At 60.6% G+C, this 17,966-nt stretch carries 14 protein-coding genes; 1 reads left to right on the forward strand and 13 read right to left on the reverse strand.

What is annotated here, in order from left to right; translation table 11 throughout:
• Window positions 1-589 precede the first annotated feature (589 nt).
• From ACX80D_RS06995 to pyrR, 13 genes are all read right to left on the reverse strand, one after another.
• The gene (locus ACX80D_RS06995) at window positions 590-2,845 is read right to left on the reverse strand and encodes a primosomal protein N' (protein ID WP_459321925.1); all 2,256 of its coding nucleotides are present in this window, start codon (window positions 2,843-2,845) and stop codon (window positions 590-592) included.
• A gap of 232 nt (window positions 2,846-3,077) precedes the next feature.
• Window positions 3,078-4,280: a methionine adenosyltransferase gene (gene metK, locus ACX80D_RS07000; RefSeq protein ID WP_459321926.1), complete on the reverse strand. Its 1,203-nt coding sequence runs from the start codon at window positions 4,278-4,280 to the stop codon at window positions 3,078-3,080.
• Window positions 4,281-4,362: 82 nt separating this feature from the next.
• A complete protein-coding gene (locus ACX80D_RS07005) occupies window positions 4,363-5,829 on the reverse strand; it encodes a bifunctional phosphopantothenoylcysteine decarboxylase/phosphopantothenate synthase (RefSeq protein WP_459321989.1) in 1,467 nt (488 codons plus the stop codon).
• A 31-nt stretch (window positions 5,830-5,860) separates the two neighbouring features.
• Window positions 5,861-6,118: a DNA-directed RNA polymerase subunit omega gene (gene rpoZ / locus ACX80D_RS07010; RefSeq protein ID WP_044575390.1), complete on the reverse strand. Its 258-nt coding sequence runs from the start codon at window positions 6,116-6,118 to the stop codon at window positions 5,861-5,863.
• A gap of 98 nt (window positions 6,119-6,216) precedes the next feature.
• The gene (gene gmk, locus ACX80D_RS07015) at window positions 6,217-6,831 is read right to left on the reverse strand and encodes a guanylate kinase (RefSeq protein ID WP_459321927.1); all 615 of its coding nucleotides are present in this window, start codon (window positions 6,829-6,831) and stop codon (window positions 6,217-6,219) included.
• Window positions 6,828-7,148, reverse strand: a complete 321-nt coding sequence (mihF, locus tag ACX80D_RS07020; protein ID WP_459321928.1) for an integration host factor, actinobacterial type — start codon at window positions 7,146-7,148, stop codon at window positions 6,828-6,830. The genes gmk and mihF overlap by 4 nt, the downstream gene beginning before the upstream one ends.
• Window positions 7,149-7,271: 123 nt before the next feature.
• Window positions 7,272-8,147, reverse strand: coding sequence for an orotidine-5'-phosphate decarboxylase (gene pyrF, locus ACX80D_RS07025; RefSeq protein ID WP_459321929.1), 876 nt, complete (start codon window positions 8,145-8,147; stop codon window positions 7,272-7,274).
• The gene (carB, locus tag ACX80D_RS07030; RefSeq protein WP_459321930.1) at window positions 8,140-11,448 is read right to left on the reverse strand and encodes a carbamoyl-phosphate synthase large subunit; all 3,309 of its coding nucleotides are present in this window, start codon (window positions 11,446-11,448) and stop codon (window positions 8,140-8,142) included. Before carB ends, pyrF begins: the two co-directional genes overlap by 8 nt.
• Window positions 11,448-12,644, reverse strand: a complete 1,197-nt coding sequence (gene carA / locus ACX80D_RS07035) for a glutamine-hydrolyzing carbamoyl-phosphate synthase small subunit (protein WP_459321931.1) — start codon at window positions 12,642-12,644, stop codon at window positions 11,448-11,450. Before carA ends, carB begins: the two co-directional genes overlap by 1 nt.
• Entirely contained in the window at window positions 12,641-13,297 is a 657-nt protein-coding gene (locus ACX80D_RS07040) for a PH-like domain-containing protein (protein ID WP_459321932.1), read from the reverse strand. Before ACX80D_RS07040 ends, carA begins: the two co-directional genes overlap by 4 nt.
• Entirely contained in the window at window positions 13,297-14,622 is a 1,326-nt protein-coding gene (locus ACX80D_RS07045; RefSeq protein WP_459321933.1) for a dihydroorotase, read from the reverse strand. The genes ACX80D_RS07040 and ACX80D_RS07045 overlap by 1 nt, the downstream gene beginning before the upstream one ends.
• Complete coding sequence (locus ACX80D_RS07050) at window positions 14,619-15,656, reverse strand: aspartate carbamoyltransferase catalytic subunit (RefSeq protein WP_459321934.1); 1,038 nt, start codon at window positions 15,654-15,656, stop codon at window positions 14,619-14,621. Before ACX80D_RS07050 ends, ACX80D_RS07045 begins: the two co-directional genes overlap by 4 nt.
• The gene (pyrR, locus tag ACX80D_RS07055) at window positions 15,653-16,264 is read right to left on the reverse strand and encodes a bifunctional pyr operon transcriptional regulator/uracil phosphoribosyltransferase PyrR (RefSeq protein ID WP_459321935.1); all 612 of its coding nucleotides are present in this window, start codon (window positions 16,262-16,264) and stop codon (window positions 15,653-15,655) included. Before pyrR ends, ACX80D_RS07050 begins: the two co-directional genes overlap by 4 nt.
• Window positions 16,265-16,508: 244 nt before the next feature.
• On the opposite strand from pyrR, the gene ACX80D_RS07060 reads away from it, so the two are divergent.
• The gene (locus ACX80D_RS07060; RefSeq protein WP_459321936.1) at window positions 16,509-17,873 is read left to right on the forward strand and encodes a PrsW family intramembrane metalloprotease; all 1,365 of its coding nucleotides are present in this window, start codon (window positions 16,509-16,511) and stop codon (window positions 17,871-17,873) included.
• Window positions 17,874-17,966 lie beyond the last annotated feature (93 nt).

Consider the following 17,966-nt stretch of genomic DNA (forward strand, 5'->3'; position numbering starts at 1 on the left):
CTGTTGGATAGGCCGGGGATTCGTGGCGGCAAAGCGGCTCTCCGAGGTTCGTGGTGAATTCCATAGTTGTCATGGATGATTCAACGCTGTTCGCGCGGCGCTTCTGCGCATAATCCTTGTTGTGTAGTTGGTGCTATTGACGAAGCCGCGGCCGATCCTGTGCCCGTCCCTAGTGGTGGTCGAAGTTTTGATTGCTTTTGGCGACACCGAAAGGGCAAGCGGACATGCTATGGCTGCCTACCATCGTGCATGGGCAGACTGGCCTCCATGACACGCGAAACGCTAAGTCGATAAGGCTCGAGAATTGCTGGCCCGTCTTGGCATCGAGGAGCCTGGTCTTCCGATCGTTGACCCGTCTGCAATGGTGATATATCCGCTCCAGCAGGAGTTGACCTCAAATATGCAAACAGTGAAGGATGGTCGAGTCGCCCACGCTTGAGAGGTGGTGCACGATTGCCAAATTACGGATGTTGAGCCTGCCGCGAGACCATCGTGCATTGGGACAACAGACGGAGATCACTCGGGTATAACGCGGCATGTGCGACTCTACTTGCACGCTGCCGACTCGTGAAAGCGAACGTGCGGTGCTTTAGAGGACGTCCAAACCGTCGCAACGCACCTGGACGGGGGCGCCCACCCTGCGCGCTGCATTGGCAGCCTTCAAGGCACGCATACTAGCCGTGACAGTGGCTGCGATGGAGTAGGGAAAGAGCAGTATGGTCCGGTAATCGGGGGCGGACTCACCATCGACACTCTTTGCATTTGAAATATTCACATGCGCTGCTGCAACTGGCGCCGGCCCGATGCTTCGGACGGAATCTGGCAACTTCAGTGCAGCTTTGAACGCCTCCACGTCGCTCTCTTGACCCGTGAGCGAGGCCAATCGCATAGCCGGCGGCAATCCGAGCTGATGGCGCAGTGCAAATTCACGTTCTGCGTGCCCGGCAGGATCCCAGCGCACTAATGCGGCAACTTCGGGTGACTCATCTGCTGTGACAACCACGATTCCACCATCCTTGGCGGAACGCACTAGCGCAGCCGCATTCATCCAGCGGCGCAGTGTTTCCTCGCCAGCGCGCAATGACTCCCTCCGAAGCATGGAATCGCCATCCAGCAACAAAGCGGCCGCGTAACCATGAGGAGCTACCGGTTCTGCCCCTATGGTGGCCACCACAATGGCGGGTTTATCCGCCACCATGGTCTTGATGTTGTCTCCCGAGGAGGAAATAACAGGCACCGAGGGGAACGCACGGCCCAGTTCCTCGGCTGTGCGCAAGGCCCCAACGGTAATAGCCCGCAACTGGTTGAACCCGCAGGTGTTGCAGCTGAAAGCGTTCTCAGGCTGCCCACACCACTTGCACGTGACCGTGACGGCGGCCGAACCTGCTGCACGACTTTGCATGAGCGGGCCGCTGCAGTGATGGCAGCGGGCAACTTCACGGCATCGCTGACAAGCAAGTGCTGGCGCATATCCCGTACGGGCAACCTGAACCAACACCGGTCCAAACTTCAAAGCTGCCTTGGCGGTCTCCCATGCCCTATGAGGAAGACGAGCCATAGCCGCGGCAGGGTCGCGCTCTTGTTCAAAGGAGTCGGAAGTGCTGATAACCCTGGCTGTTGCCTTACGGACCTCTGGGCGAGCAGCGACCAGATCCTGAGCCCATCCCGTGGCAACGAGGCGCTGAGATTCGCTGCTTCGGCTATGCCCCGCCATGAGGACAGCCGTGTTCTCAATGGCTGAGCGAAGCAGCAGCACATCACGGCTGTGTTGGTAAGGGGCGCGGCGTTCGACGTGCAGTTCATCGCCGTCGTCCCAACAACAGACCAAACCCAGATCGGCCACGGGTGCGTAAGCGGCAGAACGAGTACCAATCACGATCTTTACGTCACCGGACAGAACGCGAAGGAAATTGGCATAGCGAAGGCTGGGACCATCGTCGGCCGTAAGTTTAACGAAACTCTCGTCAGGGAGCACTTGACTAAAAGCCGCTTCAAGCAACTCAAGGTCCCGCAGATCAGGCACCACCACGATGGCTCCCCGGCCCGACAGCTGGCAATAGGCCACAACCTGAGCCAACTGTCTATGCCACGACATGGGACCAAAACCATGCAGAGTCCCCAAGACAGCTTTTGGGCTATCCCCCATGGCCAGACGAGTCAGAAAGTCCTCGGCATGCGCGTAGTCACCGAAGAGGGAATGCCCTGGCTTGGCAGCTACAGGTGGCTCTAAGAGCGGTTCTAAGTGCGGCTCTGAGACGGCACCGTGAGGTACTACTCCCCCACTGCTGGAACCGCCAGCGGTGCCAGTCATGCCCGTCATGCCAGTCATGCCAGCGGTGGGGCCAACGAGCCTGCCACCCGCAACCCGTTCGGCATCCTTTTTCAGGTAGACCTTTTCCAAGCTAGCCACCCTCGGCGGCACGGCAACGCGCAACACATCAGAAACCGTCCCTGCGTAGCGAGCCGCCACCTGATGTGCCAGCTCGTGTACCTGCGGCGACAGCACGGGAACAGCGGAATACACGCGACTCAATGGAACCAAGCGCTCGCTCGCGGATTCAGCCACACGAGCCACCAGAAAGCCATTGAGGTCTTGACCGGAGAACTTCACGCGTACGCGCACACCCGGCTGCGCCTCGGCGTCGAGCTCTAAGGGAACGGAGTAATCAAAGATTCGGTCAAGGTGCGGCAGTGGAGAGTCGATAACCACTTGTGCCACCGGCAGAACCGGCGCCAACACCACGCCGCTATGGGGATCGGCCACGCGTGCCTTTGCCACAAAACCACTTAGCAGGCTCAGCTGCACGCCTTCGCCCGGGCCATCATGGTGTGTTGAATCAGCCATGGCATCCTCCTGCGATTAGTGCGGCAGAGCCGGAAGGGATCAACCGGCTGAGACTAACCTTCTGGGCCTGCCTGGCGGACCCAGCCCATGAACCCAACCCAGGAACATAAGCCCATGGGCCCCGGCTGCGGGCTTGAAAGTTTGGGCGATTAGCTCGCCCTAAAATAAGCTAAGCACAGGCCACTGACAAAGTAGTCGGCGGGCTGTGCTTAGCTGTGGACAACGGAAGTAGTTAGGCGTTGAAGTAAGCCTTCAAAGCATCGACGCGGTCAAGGTTTTCCCAGGTGAAATCGGGATCGTCGCGGCCAAAGTGACCGTGCGCGGCCGTCTTGGCGTAGATGGGGCGCTTGAGGTCAAGGCTGTCGATGATGGCCATGGGGCGCAGATCGAAAATGGCGGCAATAGCGTCTTCAATGCGACGCGGATCCACAGTTTCGGTACCGAACGTTTCAACATAGACGCCCACTGGACGGGCCACACCAATGGCGTAACCGACCTGGATTTCAGCGCGTGAAGCGAGTCCTGCAGCCACCACGTTCTTGGCCACCCAGCGCATTGCGTAAGCGGCCGAGCGGTCAACCTTTGACGGGTCCTTGCCGGAGAAGGCGCCGCCACCATGGCGTGCCATGCCGCCGTAGGTGTCAACGATGATCTTGCGGCCAGTCAAACCAGCGTCGCCCACAGGACCGCCCACAACGAACGGACCAGCCGGGTTCAGATACGTCTTCAGTCCTGAGACATCCAACCCGGAGGCCTCCATGACCGGAGCAATAACGAACTCAGCCAAATCGGCGCGCAGCTTATCCAGCATGGTGCCCTCGGCGTGCTGACTGGAGATAACAACAGTGTCCACCGAGACGGGCTTTTCGCCGTCGTATCCGATGGTTACCTGAGTCTTGCCATCCGGGCGTAAGTACTCGAGCAGCCCGGACTTACGCACATCTGTGAGGCGCTCGGAGAGCCTATGCGCCAAGTAAATGGGGGTGGGCATATACGAGGCGGTCTCGTTGCTGGCGTAGCCGAACATGAGGCCCTGGTCTCCCGCGCCCTGGGAATCATACTTATCCACAGCGGTGCCTTCACGCACCTCGAGCGCGTTGAATACGCCGTCGGAAATGTCCTGCGACTGCTGGCCGATCGAGACGGACACGCCGCAGCGGGCTCCGTCGAAACCGTTGGCCGAGGAATCGTAGCCAATGTCCAAGATGGTGTTGCGGACAATCGCCGGGATTTCCACGTACGCGTTGGTGGTCACCTCGCCAGCCACATGGACCAAGCCAGTGGTGGCCATGGTCTCGACGGCGACGCGGGAGTCTGGGTCTTCGGCCAGTAGCGCGTCAAGGATGGCGTCGCTGATCTGGTCGCAAATTTTATCGGGGTGGCCTGCCGTCACGGATTCGGAGGTAAATAGGCGCAGGGGGTTTACTGAAGTCACGTCTCTACTTTACTTTTGGATAGCGCCCCACCCATTGCTGTGAGACACGGTTTGTCATACATATTGTGTTGCTAGCGCGTGGCTATATTGTGCCTTTGGTGTTGCCAAGCCCAATGCTGAGTCTCTGTGCAATCAGACGTACGACGGCGTCAGCCACCTCACGCTTGCTGCCCCCCGCTTGCACGGGTGCAGCACCATCAAGAGCTAGAATCTCGACGTGGTTGGTGTCTTGGCCAAAGACCCGTTCGGTACCGGTTTCCCCCGGCCCGACTTCATTGACCACGAGCAAGTCACAGCCCTTACGGCGCAGTTTCGCCTCAGCATAGGTCCGGGCGTCTGCTTCGTCATCGCCTGTTTCTGCTGCAAAACCAACAATGAGCTGCGCTTGGTTCTGTGCCGCTCGGTGAGCCACGATTTCTGCCAAAATGTCCGGGTTGCGGACCAAGGTGATGACGGGATCCTCGACGTTGTCTCGCTTCTTGATCTTGCCGGAGGAAATATTAGCCGGCCGGAAATCAGCCACGGCTGCGGCCATGATGACCACGTCGGCTGAAGCCGCCGCAGCCAGCGTTGCCTTCCGCAAGTCAAGGGCTGTCTCAATCGCTTGGAGTTTAGCTCCTGCAGGAGGCGCTACTTCCAAGTGCGCATGGATCAAGGTAACGGTGGCACCAGCGGCCAAAGCAGCCTCGGCCAGGGCCACACCTTGCTTGCCCGAGGACTTATTGCCCAAGAACCGCACCGGATCCAGTGGTTCGCGGGTTCCGCCAGCCGTAATCAGAACGTGAACCCCGCTCAGCGAGCCGCCTTCAACATCAAGGTGGTCCAAATCAGAGTAGGCATGGGAATCAGTTTGGGCATCTGAATCGGCGTGGGCATCGGGGTCAAGTACTAGATCCGCAACGCCCACCTGGTCCAACCCGGTAGGTGCGGATTCAGTGGGAGTCGAGGTCCCGGCGTCGTGCTCTGACTGAGGACTGGGCAGTGCCGCGGAGAGGCCCGCGGTGTCACTGTCACTGTCGCTGTCACCGTCAAGCAAGGCCATAGCGGCAGCAAAAATTGCTTCTGGCTCGGGTAGCCGGCCAGGACCGGAATCCACGCCCGTCAGTCGACCCACCGCAGGGTCCAGAACGTGCACGCCGCGAGAGCGCAGCGTGGCCACGTTGGCTTGCGTTGAGGCATGAGTCCACATTTCGGTGTGCATGGCCGGGGCAAAAAGCACCGGACCACGCGCCATCAGAAGCGTGGTGGTCAATAGATCGTTGGCGTGCCCGCCAGCGGCCTTTGCCAGCAGATCAGCAGTGGCCGGGGCCACCACGATCAAATCGGCCTCATGGCCGATTCGTACGTGGTTAACCTGATCCACAGCGTCAAAAACATTGTTGGTGACGGGCTTGCCACTCAGTGCCTCCCACGTGGCCACTCCCACAAAGTTGGTGGACGCGTCGGTGGGGATGACCGTGACCTGGTGGCCAGCCTCAGTGAAGAGACGTAACAACAAGGCCGCCTTGTAGGCGGCGATGCCGCCGCCTACTCCCAAAACAATGTTCAATGTAGACACAGTGGGTTTGATCGAACTTTCGTTACGCGGTCTCGACGGGGGTGGAAACCAGCAGGCCCTCGTCGATTTCACGGAAAGCGATAGAGAGAGACTTCTCGTTCAGCTTGGTGTCAACCAAGGGACCAACGTACTCGAACAGGCCCTCGTGGAGCTGTGCGTAGTAAGCATTGATCTGGCGTGCGCGCTTGGCACCAAAGATGACCAGTCCGTACTTCGAATCGGCAGCTTCAAGCAGCGAATCGATCGAGGGATTGATGATGCCTTCGGGTTGTGTAGTCAATTACTTCTCCAAAAAATCGAAAGGTTATCCTGCAGATCCAAAAAATGTGCACGGCTCGCAAACGGTCTGTTAGCGGTTACCGGGCAACTAATCTTGGCTCAAGCAGTGTGGTGAGGGGTGAGCCCCATCAGTTCAACAAGCGCGGCTGCAGCCCGGCTGACATCGTCATTAACAATGACGTAATCAAATTCCGGGGCAGCAGCAAGTTCCAGTTTAGCGGTTTCTAGGCGACGGTGCTGTTCCTCGGCTGTTTCTGTGCCGCGTCCCACCAATCGGCGGACCAATTCGTCCCAATTGGGTGGGCCCAGGAACACGAAGTCAGCCTCGGGCATGGCGTCTTTAACTTGGCGTGCGCCTTGCAAATCAATTTCCAGCAGCACTGACTTGCCAGCGGCCACAGCGGCCTCAACAGTGCTGCGCAAGGTGCCGTAGCGGTTCACGCCGTGGACAACAGCCCATTCCAGCAGATCGCCTTCGGCGACAAGTCCGTCAAAGTCCTCCGCTGACTTGAAGAAGTAGTGAATCCCTTCTTCTTCGTTCGGGCGTGCCGGGCGGGTGGTCGCCGAAACAGACAGCCACACATCAGGATAGTTATCCCTAATGAAGGTTGAGACGGTGCCCTTGCCAACCGCGGTAGGCCCAGCCAATACGGTGACACCGCTGCGGGGCTTGATGCGCTGCGTGTTTTCCTTCGGTACGGAAACCTCGCTCATGACTTCTTCCCTAGGTATTCAATCAAGGCTCGGCGTTGGTGTACGCCTAAGCCTCGCACCCTGCGGGTTGGGGCAATCCCCAGCTCGCTCATGATCACAGTTGCACGTACCTTTCCAATGCCCGGGAGGGCTTCCAATAAATCACTGACTCTGAGTCGCTCCAGGGCCGGCTCTGAGGCAGCCGCGCCAAGCACGCCTGCCACAGTGGCCTGTCCCGATTTTAGATCCTGTTTTGTCTGGGACCTCACCGCACGGGCCGCTACGGCCTTGATCCGCGCGTCTGCGCGTTGTTCATGCGAGAGGTGCGGCAAGTTCACGAAAAAGGCTCCCTGATGACGACTGTCCCCGGCGCGGATGGCGGACACAGTTAGTGTTCCGAACCTATCCGCACCGGGGAAGCAAATCAATCTGTGCGTAGCCAGCCGCGACTGCGGCCAGCGCTATTTCAGTGCGGCCAACGTTTCTGTGGTAGCTGTCCGTAGTGCCGCCAGATCGGGTCCGGCTGCGAGGATGCCGCGGCTAGAAGTACCCAGTACGGCCGGATATGCTGCCCCGAAAGTGACCTGCATATCTGCGCCCGTGGCGCCCTGCGCACCCAGGCCTGGCGCCAGAATGGGGCCATGTAAGGCCGCCAAATCAATGCCCAGGTCCTGCAATGCACTGCCCACGGTGGCACCAACAACCAGCCCGACCGAACCCAAAGCTTGTTCGGCGTACCGCTGATTTTCGGCAGCGGCCGCCTGCATGATGCGCTTGGCGACCGATTCGTTTCCGCCCACGTGCTGCACCGAAGCGCCCTCCGGGTTGGAGGTCAATGCGAGAACAAACACACCCCGGCCGTTGGCTGCGGCGAGGTCCAAAGCTGGCCGCAATGACTCAAAACCCAGGTACGGGCTCAAGGTCACCGAATCGGCGGCAAGCGCTGACCCGTCGCGCAGCCACGCGTCGGCATAGCCAGCCATGGTGGAGCCAATGTCTCCACGCTTGGCATCGGCGATGGTTAAAACATCGGCATCTACGGATGCAGTCAGCAGATCCTCAAGGACGGCCAGTCCGGCAGAACCGTGACGCTCATAGAGCGCCACCTGCGGTTTGATGGCAGCCGCTAACGGCGCAACAGCTTCCAGCACCGTGAACGAAAACGTGCGCAGACCCTGGATGGAATCCTCCAGCCCCCAGGCTGCCAGTAGCCCCGGGTGCGGGTCGATACCCACACACAGCGGACCACGGGCAGCCATTGCCGCAGCGAGCCGGACACCGAAGGGGGCCCGGCCGCCGTCGTGCTTTATAGCACTGCTGGTGACCTTGTTAGGCATTCGCAGCTGCCTGACCTGCTGCCAGAACCTTCGCGTGTTCCTGCAGGCTAGTGACATCCCATTCGTAAGTGCGCAGTGCCTCCATGGCCTGGACTGCCACGTTGAACTCCGCCACCGTGGTGATGCAGGGCTTGCCAATGGAAACGGCTGCCGCACGGATTTCGTAACCGTCGCCGCGCGCCTCACCACCTGAAGGGGTGTTGAAGATCATGGCGATCTCGCCGTTGTTGATCAGGTCAACAATGGTTCCTTCACCGGTTTCGGAGACACCCTCACCGATTTTTCGAACGATCGTGGACTCGATGCCGTTGCGGCGCAGCACGTCCGCGGTGCCTCCGGTGGAAACGATTTCGTAGCCCAGATCTGCCAGGCGTTTGACGGCCATGATGATGGAGCGCTTGTCGCGGTTGGCCACCGAGACGAAGACCTTGCCTTCGAGCGGCAAGGCGCCGTTGGCGGCCGCCTGGCTCTTGGCAAAGGCAGTGTCAAAGTGCTTGTCAATACCCATGACCTCGCCGGTAGAGCGCATTTCCGGGCCCAGCAGGGAGTCAACAACGTGACCCTCTACGGTGCGGAAGCGCGCAAACGGCATCACGGCTTCCTTGACAGCAACGGGGGCGCTGTCCGGGAGGGTGCCGCCGTCGCCAATTTCAGGCAGGATGTGGTGCACGCTGCGCAGGTGGGCGATGGACACGCCAACACCAATCAGTGCGGCTGCCTTGGCCATTTGCACGCCCGTTGCCTTGGAGACGAATGGGACGGTGCGTGATGCACGCGGGTTGGCCTCAAGCACGTAGAGGATGTCTGCGGCCAGCGCGAACTGAATGTTGATCAGGCCGCGGACGCCGACACCTTCAGCGATGGCACGGGTTGCCGTCCGGACGCGCTCCTGCACGTCCTTGCCCAAGGTGATGGGAGGCAACACACAGGCCGAGTCACCGGAGTGAATACCGGCTTCTTCAATGTGCTCCATGATGCCGCCAAGGTACATGTCCTTGCCGTCAAAGAGAGCGTCAACGTCAATTTCGATGGCATCTTCTAAGAACCGGTCAATCAAGACCGGGTGGGCCTCGGTGATTTCGGTGGCGTTCTTGATGTAGCGGGAGAGGTTGGCCTCGTCGTAGACGATCTCCATGCCGCGGCCACCCAAGACGTAGGACGGGCGGACCAGCACGGGGTAGCCAATTTCATCGGCGATCTTCTTGGCGTCATTGAAGGACACGGCAGTGCCGTTCTTGGGCGCAATCAAACCAGCGTTATCCAGCACGCGGGAGAACATGCCGCGGTGCTCGGCCAAATCGATGGCTTCCGGGGACGTACCCAAGATGGGCACACCGGCGTCGGCCAGTTCTTGAGCCAGCTTCAGCGGAGTCTGGCCGCCGAGCTGAACAAACACACCCATGACCCCGCCAGTGCGCTCTTCAGCAGCAATGACCTCGAGGACGTCCTCAAGCGTCAGCGGCTCGAAGTACAGGCGGGTGGAAATGTCGTAGTCGGTGGAGACAGTTTCCGGGTTGCAGTTGACCATGACGGTCTCGTAGCCGGCCTTGCGCAATGCCATGGAGGCGTGCACGCAAGAGTAGTCGAACTCAATACCCTGACCAATACGGTTCGGCCCCGAGCCGAGAATGATGACAGAGGGCTTTTCATGCAGCACAATCTCATCCTCTTCGTCGTAGGAAGAGTAGTGGTACGGGGTGTAGGCGTTGAACTCGGCCGCGCAGGTATCAACCGTCTTGTACACCGGGCGAATGCTCAGTGCCTGGCGCACGCCGCGGACAACTGCCTCGGAGTTGTTAGTCAAGGCACCGATCTGGGCATCGGAGAAGCCATGGCGCTTGGCCAGCTTCAGCATTTCCGGCGTCAGGGCGGTTGACTGGCGGATGGTTGCCGAGACCTCGTTGAGCAGGACCAGCTGATCCAGGTACCAGGGATCAATGCCGGTGGCTGCGTACAGCTCCTCGATGGTGCCGCCGCCGAGCAGGGCACGCTGGACCTGGGCGAGGCGATCGGTGGTGGGGCGCTTGGCTGCCTCGATCAAATCTGGGACATCCAGGGCGTTGACCGAGGAGAAATCCAGGCTGGCGCCCTTCTGCTCCAAGGAGCGCAAGGCCTTCTGCAGGGCCTCGGTGAAGTTACGGCCAATGGCCATGGCCTCGCCAACACTCTTCATGGTGGTGGTCAGGGTGGGATCCGCTGCCGGGAACTTCTCGAACGCGAAGCGGGGAACCTTGACAACAACGTAGTCCAGTGCCGGTTCGAAGGAGGCCGGCGTCTTCTGCGTGATGTCGTTCGGGATCTCATCCAAGGTGTAGCCCAAGGAGAGCTTCGTGGCGATCTTGGCGATGGCGAAGCCTGTTGCCTTCGAAGCCAGCGCCGAGGAACGTGACACGCGCGGGTTCATCTCAATGACGACTACGCGGCCGGTGTCGGGCTCAATCGCGAACTGGATGTTGCAACCACCGGTGTCCACGCCAACCTCGCGGATGATCGCGATGGAGATGTCACGCAGGTTCTGGTATTCGCGGTCCGTCAGGGTCATTGCCGGGGCCACGGTGATGGAGTCGCCGGTGTGGACGCCTACCGGGTCAAAGTTTTCGATGGAGCAAACAACCACGACGTTGTCGTTCTTGTCGCGCATCATCTCCAGCTCGTATTCCTTCCAGCCCAGGATGCTCTCTTCGAGCAATACCTCGGTGGTGGGGCTGTACTGCAGACCCTGGCCCACAATCCGTTCCAAGTCCGACGGCGTGTAAGCCAGCCCGGAGCCCAGCCCACCCATCGTGAAGGACGGGCGCACAACCATGGGGTAACCCAGGTCTTCAGCGGCCGTATGGGCCTCTTCCAGAGTGTGGATGATATGGCTGCGGGCTGATTCAGCACCACAACGCTCCACGACGCCCTTGAACTTTTCGCGGTCCTCACCGAGTTCAATGGCGGCGATATTCGCGCCAATCAGCTCAACGTTGTACTTCACCAGCACACCGTTCTTATCCAGTGCGATGGCCGCGTTCAGTGCAGTCTGGCCACCCAGGGTGGGCAAGATGGCGTCGGGACGCTCCTTGGCAATGATCTTCTCGATGACCTCGGGGGTGATCGGCTCAACGTACGTGGCGTCAGCAAACTCGGGATCGGTCATGATGGTGGCCGGGTTGGAGTTGACCAGGATGACCCGCAGGCCTTCCTCCTTCAGGACACGCAATGCCTGGGTGCCGGAGTAATCAAACTCGGCAGCCTGGCCAATCACGATCGGGCCGGAGCCAATGACCAAAACTGATTTGAGATCTTCCCTCTTTGGCATTACTTGTTTTCCTGGCTCTGTGTGGTGTGGCTCTGTGCGGTCTTGCTAGCGGTCATAAGAGTGATGAACCTGTCAAACAGGTAGGCGGCGTCGTGCGGTCCGGCCGCGGCTTCGGGGTGGTACTGAACCGAGAAGGCGGGGATGTCCAGGCAGGAGAGGCCTTCAACAACCTGATCGTTGAGGCTGATGTGACTGACCTCAACACGGCCGAAGCGCTCTTCGGGGGCCTGGGTGGGTCCATCCAGCGGGGCATCAACGGCGAAGCCGTGGTTCTGGCTGGTGATTTCCACCTTGCCGGTGCTGCGGTCCATGACGGGCTGGTTGATGCCGCGGTGGCCGTAACGCAGCTTGTAGGTGCCATAACCCAGGGCGCGGCCCAAGATCTGGTTGCCGAAGCAGATGCCAAAGTACGGCACGCCGGCGTCCAGGAAGCTGCGGACGAATGTCACCTGACGGTCGGCGGTGGCGGGGTCGCCGGGGCCGTTGGAGATGAAGACACCATCGGGGTTCAGCGCGGAGGCTTCTTCGAAGGTGGTGGCCGCCGGCAAAACGTGTACGCGCACGCCGCGCTCGGCGAAACGGGTAGGCGTCATGGCTTTGATGCCGAGGTCCAGGGCTGCGATGGTGAACAGCGGCTCACCCTCCCAGCCGTGAGCGGAAGGCTCCACGACGTAGGCCTCGTCAACGCTGACCTCTTCAGCCAGGCGCAGACCTGCCATGGACGGCTGCGCCAAAACCTGGGCCAGCAGATCGGCTTCGGGAGCGGAAGCATCGGCACCGGAGAAGATCCCGGCCTTCATGGTGCCGCGTTCACGCAAGTGCCGGGTGATGGCTCGGGTGTCTACACCCTGGATGCCGACAACACCTTGGCTGATGAGTTCCGCATCAAGTGTTCCCTCACTGCGCCAGTTGGACGGGCGCCGGGCGGCGTCACGGACAACATAGCCGGCAGCCCAGATCTTGGTCGACTCGTTATCTGCCTTGTTCACACCGGTGTTTCCGATATGGGGGGCCGTTTGGACGATCAGCTGACGGGCGTAGGAGGGGTCAGTGAGGGTTTCCTGGTAACCGGTCATACCCGTGGTAAAGACTGCCTCGCCCAGAGCTGTCCCCTGTGCCCCGTAGCTGCTGCCACGGAAAGTGCGGCCATCTTCCAAAATTAAAAGTGCCTGTGCAGGCATGATTGCATCACTCATTCTGATTTGTTCTTTCCGTTGCGTTCGACTGCGGGTGTATCGATGTTCTGTACGTCTGAATCTAGGTCTGGTGGTGACTCTGGTCTTTGTGCGGGCTTTGCCTCTGGTTTTGCATCCGCTAACAAGCCAGCTGCTGGCACTTGGTTCTCTGCCATTTTCGCACCTTCGGGCAGTAACGTCTGCAATGTTTCCATCAGGGGGCGCTTAGCCCCGGCCTCGGTGGTGCGGAATCCGGTGTCAACCGCGGTGCCGGCGAGGATCCAGCTGATGACGATGATCCCGTCTTTTTCCACGAACTTTCCGGCCATCCCAGCTTGTGTGGCTAACTCGGTGAAGTTCTCTTTGGCGATGAAAATATCCTGCGCTCCGGAGCGCTCCACGAGGATCCCATCCGGGTAGGCGCGGACCACGCCCGTGGTCCGGATACCTAAACCATGAACGGCTAGCCGATCCAACCAGTCTCCACCGGAGGTGGTCACCACATATTGTCCTGGGACGCTGATGAGTGCTTCGCCTAGCTCTGCGGGCACCTCGGGGAGTTCTCCGACGTCGGCCTGACGCTTGAGCTTGTTCCGCCAGCCCCACCACATCAGGGAAAAGGCCACGGCAACGATCAGCAGCGTCAGGATGCCCGGAAGGATCCGTTCGTCCACTAGTTGGCTCCGTGAACGAAGGGGGTGTTGAGCTTGCCATCCAACACGGTGGGGTGACCGTTGAAGAAGGTGGCCACCACCTTGCCCGGCAGGACCAGGCCAGCAAACGGTGAGTTCCGGCCCTTGGTAGCCATGGCGTACGGGTCCACGTTCCAGCGGGCCGCGGGGTCAACCAACACAATGTTGGCCGGCTCCCCCACTTCCAAGGGACGTCCCTGATCGGCCAACTGGCCAATCTGGGCCGGGGTGGTGGAGGTGACGCGGGCAAAGTCCGCCCAACTCATCAGGCCGGTTTCAATCATGGTTTCCTGCACCACGGACAGGGCTGTTTCCAGGCCTGTCATCCCCATCGCTGCTGCAGCCCATTCGCATTCCTTGGCTTCGCTGGGGTGCGGGGCATGATCGGTTCCAACAATGTCAATGGTGCCGTCAGCGAGGGCTGCGCGCAGAGCGTGCACATCGGCGTCGGCGCGCAGGGGCGGGTTGACCTTGTAGACCGGGTTGTAGCTGCGGACCAGTTCTTCGGTCAGTAGCAAGTGGTGCGGGGTGACCTCAGCCGTGACGGAGATGCCGCGTTCTTTGGCCCAACGGATGATTTCGACCGAACCGGCCGTGGATACGTGGCACACGTGCAGGCGTGAGCCCACGTGCTGAGCCAGCAGGACATCGCGGGCAATGATGGACTCTTCGGCAACAGCTGGCCAACCGGCCAAGCCCAGATCTGCCGAGACCACGCCCTCATTCATCTGAGCGCCTTCGGTGAGGCGGGGTTCCTGGGCATGCTGAGCGATCACGCCGTCGAACGCTTTGACGTATTCCAAGGCACGGCGCATCAGGACGGGGTCACTGACGCAGATTCCATCGTCGGAGAAGACCCGGACACGGGCGCGGGAGTCGGCCATAGCGCCGAGCTCGGCCAGCTGCTTGCCGGCCAGACCCACGGTGACGGCGCCGACGGGGCGCACATCTACCCAACCCGACTCGCGGCCCAGAGTGTAAACCTGCTCCACCACACCGGCGGTGTCTGCCACGGGTGAGCTGTTGGCCATGGCGTGGACGGCGGTGAAGCCGCCCAAGGCGGCGGCGCGGGTGCCGGTTTCAACGGTTTCAGCGTCTTCGCGGCCGGGTTCACGCAGGTGGGTGTGCAGGTCAACCATGCCGGGCAGCGCTACCAACGCGCTGGCGTCGATGACGGTGGCGTCCCCCACCACATCAGCGGCGAGGTCCTCCCCTACGGCGGCAATAACGCCGTCGCGCACCAAGATGTCTGCTCGTTCCTCACCCAACAAGGAGGCTGAACGAATCAAATAACTTACAGAAGTCATGACGGGTCCTTTACAAGAGGCAGAGTGTGTGAAGTCAGTGACCGCGCTGGGGCGGGCGATGCGGGGTTTTCACGCATCTCACCGGAGAGCAGCAAGTACAAGGTGGCCATGCGCACCGAGACGCCGTTGCGGACCTGGGCCAGCACGGTGGAACGGGGCGAATCGGCGGCGGCAGAGGAAATCTCCAGACCGCGATTCATGGGCCCGGGGTGCATGATGATGGTGTCCTTGAGGTTCAGGGCATCCAGTTTGGCGAGGCGGGCGTCGTCGAACCCCCAGCGGCGGGCGTATTCGCGTGTTGAGGGGAAGAAAGAGGCGTTCATGCGCTCGGCCTGCACCCGTAACATCATGACGGCGTCAACCCCGGTTTCCAGTGCTGCGTCCAGATCGTAACTGACTGTGCAAGGCCAATGTTCGACGCCGACCGGCAGCAAGGTGGGCGGCGCCACCAAGGTCACGTGGGCGCCCAGGGTACGTAGGAGCCAGACGTTGGATCGGGCTACGCGGGAGTGCAGCACATCTCCGACGATCAGCACGCGCATCCCGGTCAGATCGGCTCCCACCGAAGCGGTGCCCTGAATCTTGGACCAGTGGGCGCGCATGGTGAACGCATCCAGCAATGCTTGCGTGGGGTGGGCGTGGGTGCCATCGCCGGCGTTGATGACGGCAGCGTCGATCCAGCCCGAGTTGGCCAGTTGGGTGGGAGCCCCGGAGGCCCAGTGCCTGATGACTACGGCGTCGGCGCTCATGGCTTCAAGAGTCTGGGCGGTGTCCTTGAGGGATTCGCCCTTGGATACCGAGGAGCCCTTGGCACTGAAGTTGATGACATCGGCGGAAAGTCGCTTGGCGGCAGCCTCGAAGGAGATACGGGTGCGGGTGGAGTCCTCGAAGAAGAGGTTCACCACTGTCCGGCCACGCAGGGCCGGGAGCTTCTTGATTTCCCGTTCGCCCACGGCGCTCATTTCCTGAGCGGTGTCCAGGATTTGAATAGTGTTTTCCAAGCTCAGCTGCTCGGTGGAGAGCAAGTGCCTCATACGCTGGCCTCAATCACGACTTCGTCATTGGCAGCAATGCCGCCATCGATTTCAACGAGGTGCACGCGGACTTTCTCACTCGATGACGTGGGTAGGTTCTTGCCTACATGGTCGGCGCGAATGGGAAGTTCGCGGTGACCCCGATCCACGAGCACCGCCAAGCGGACGGCGCGGGGACGGCCCACATCAACCAGGGCATCCAGAGCGGCCCGGATGGTGCGCCCAGAGTAGAGGACGTCATCGACGAGCACAATGGTTTTGCCATCAATACCGGAGACAGGCAGCTGTGTGCGTTGGGGTGCTCGGGTGGGTTGGTGGGCTAGATCGTCACGGAACATGGTGACATCGAGCTGACCGACAATGGCGGTGGGATCGATCGCTGGATCGCTGGCGGCCAATTTGACGGCTAACCGTTGAGCCAGCGGGAAGCCGCGGCGCGGGATGCCCAAGAGGAGCAGATCCTGCGAGCCTTTGTTGGCTTCTAAGATTTCATAGGCGATACGAGTCAGTGCCCGTTCAATGTCCGCGGCATTGAGAACCACGCGGGACACAGTAACAGGCGCTGAGGCTGATGGAACATCCCCAAAGACTGCAGAGGAATCATTCATTTTCTCGCGTCCCCTTTCCCCGCCTCACTGGACGGAATTAAAAGGTTGATTGCGTACATCTCAAAGTACCACAGCAGCCAGTAGCACCCGTGTCCACGGCGACCGCGGTGGAGCTGCATTCGGGGCTGCGCAGGTTCACCGCGGGCTGCCGATGGTAGTGCGGGCTGCGATTCTTCACACCAGGCATGGCTGCAGGGAGCGCGCCACCTTTGAGTGAGGCACTGGTGGCTCTACGCTTGGAAGCATGACTGATCCCGGACAGTGGCAAAACTCCGCTGCAGGCGCCCCGCAACAGCAACCGCACTATGCCCAGGACCCGCTTGCGCAGGTGCAAGCACCGGGACAGGGGCAGGGTGCCGCCTTGAGCTACGCGCCGGAGTATTGGGCGCACCCGGCTCCGATCCAGTCGAAGCCGAAGAGTCGCGGCTTGACAGCGAAGGTGAGCAACATCATCTTGCTGTGTGTCCTCGCTCTGGTAACAATGCTGACTTTGGCCTTCTTTGCCATCTCGATCGGCGCCAACGTGTTTCTGATCTGCGGCGCTTTGGCTCTCATTCCCTTGATTATTTGCATCGCCACCCTGATGTGGATTGATCGATGGGAGCCAGAACCCCGCCTTGCGTTGCTTTTGGGATTCTGCTGGGGTGCAGGGATGGCTGTTATCACCACCTTGTTGGTGGGCAGCTGGGTGCAGCCGCTGCTCATGGTCACCAGCCCTTCGGCGAATGCTGACATGGTCGGGGCAGTGATTCAGGCCCCCTTGGTGGAGGAACTGTGCAAGGGCGCCGGCGTGCTGTTGCTGTTCTTCCTACGGAGACGCACCTTTGATGGCCCCATCGACGGGGTGGTTTACGCAGGCATGATCGCAGCAGGCTTTGCGTTCACCGAAAACATCCTGTACTTCGGTCAAGCACTGTCCGAGGCCGACGGAGCCGTGGGTGGTCTGGTGGGTATTTTCATCATGCGCGGACTCATGTCACCGTTTGCTCACGTCATGTTCACTGCCACCCTTGGCGTCTGCGTAGGTTACGCGGCCCGCAATGGCGGGACCTTGATGGTTCTGGGTGCCTGGGTAGTGGGCCTAGTCCCTGCCATGCTCCTTCACGGATTGTGGAACGGATCCTCGTTCCTGGGCGGCAACTTCTTTCTGGTCTACGTGGTGTTGCAAGTCCCCTTGTTCATCCTCAGCATTGTGGGCATCATCCTCTTGCGCCGCTCCGAGGCAAAACTGACTCGCAACCGTCTGGCCGACTACGTCCCGTCCGGTTGGTTCACGCAGCAAGAGGTGCCGATGTTGGCGACAGGTTCGGGCCGGCGTCGTGCATTGACATGGTCTAGAAGTTTTGCGGCAGGGCCCATCATGAAGGAGTTCATCCGGTTGTCCACACGGTTGGCCTTCACCCGGCAGCGGCTACTAATCGACGCTCGAGGCGGCGGCAGCAACGCCGCGAGCCGGTTCAGCGCCGGACAGGAGCTGGAGATGACGCTACTGAAGAAGATCACAGGCGTCCGCACAGAGTTGCTGGGACGGCATTCGAACGCCGTATGGCAGGCTCAAAATATGCAGGCCCAGCAGGTCCAAACCCAGAACTCCTGGCAGCAGCAGTGACGGTCCCGCTGGTGACTCCTGCGCCCAGTGAAGTTGCTCTGGAGAGCATCCTGGCCGAGGACTCAGCTGGAGCGTAGGGATGCCCCAGCGCCC

This window comes from Arthrobacter sp. Sr24, from assembly GCF_054511175.1.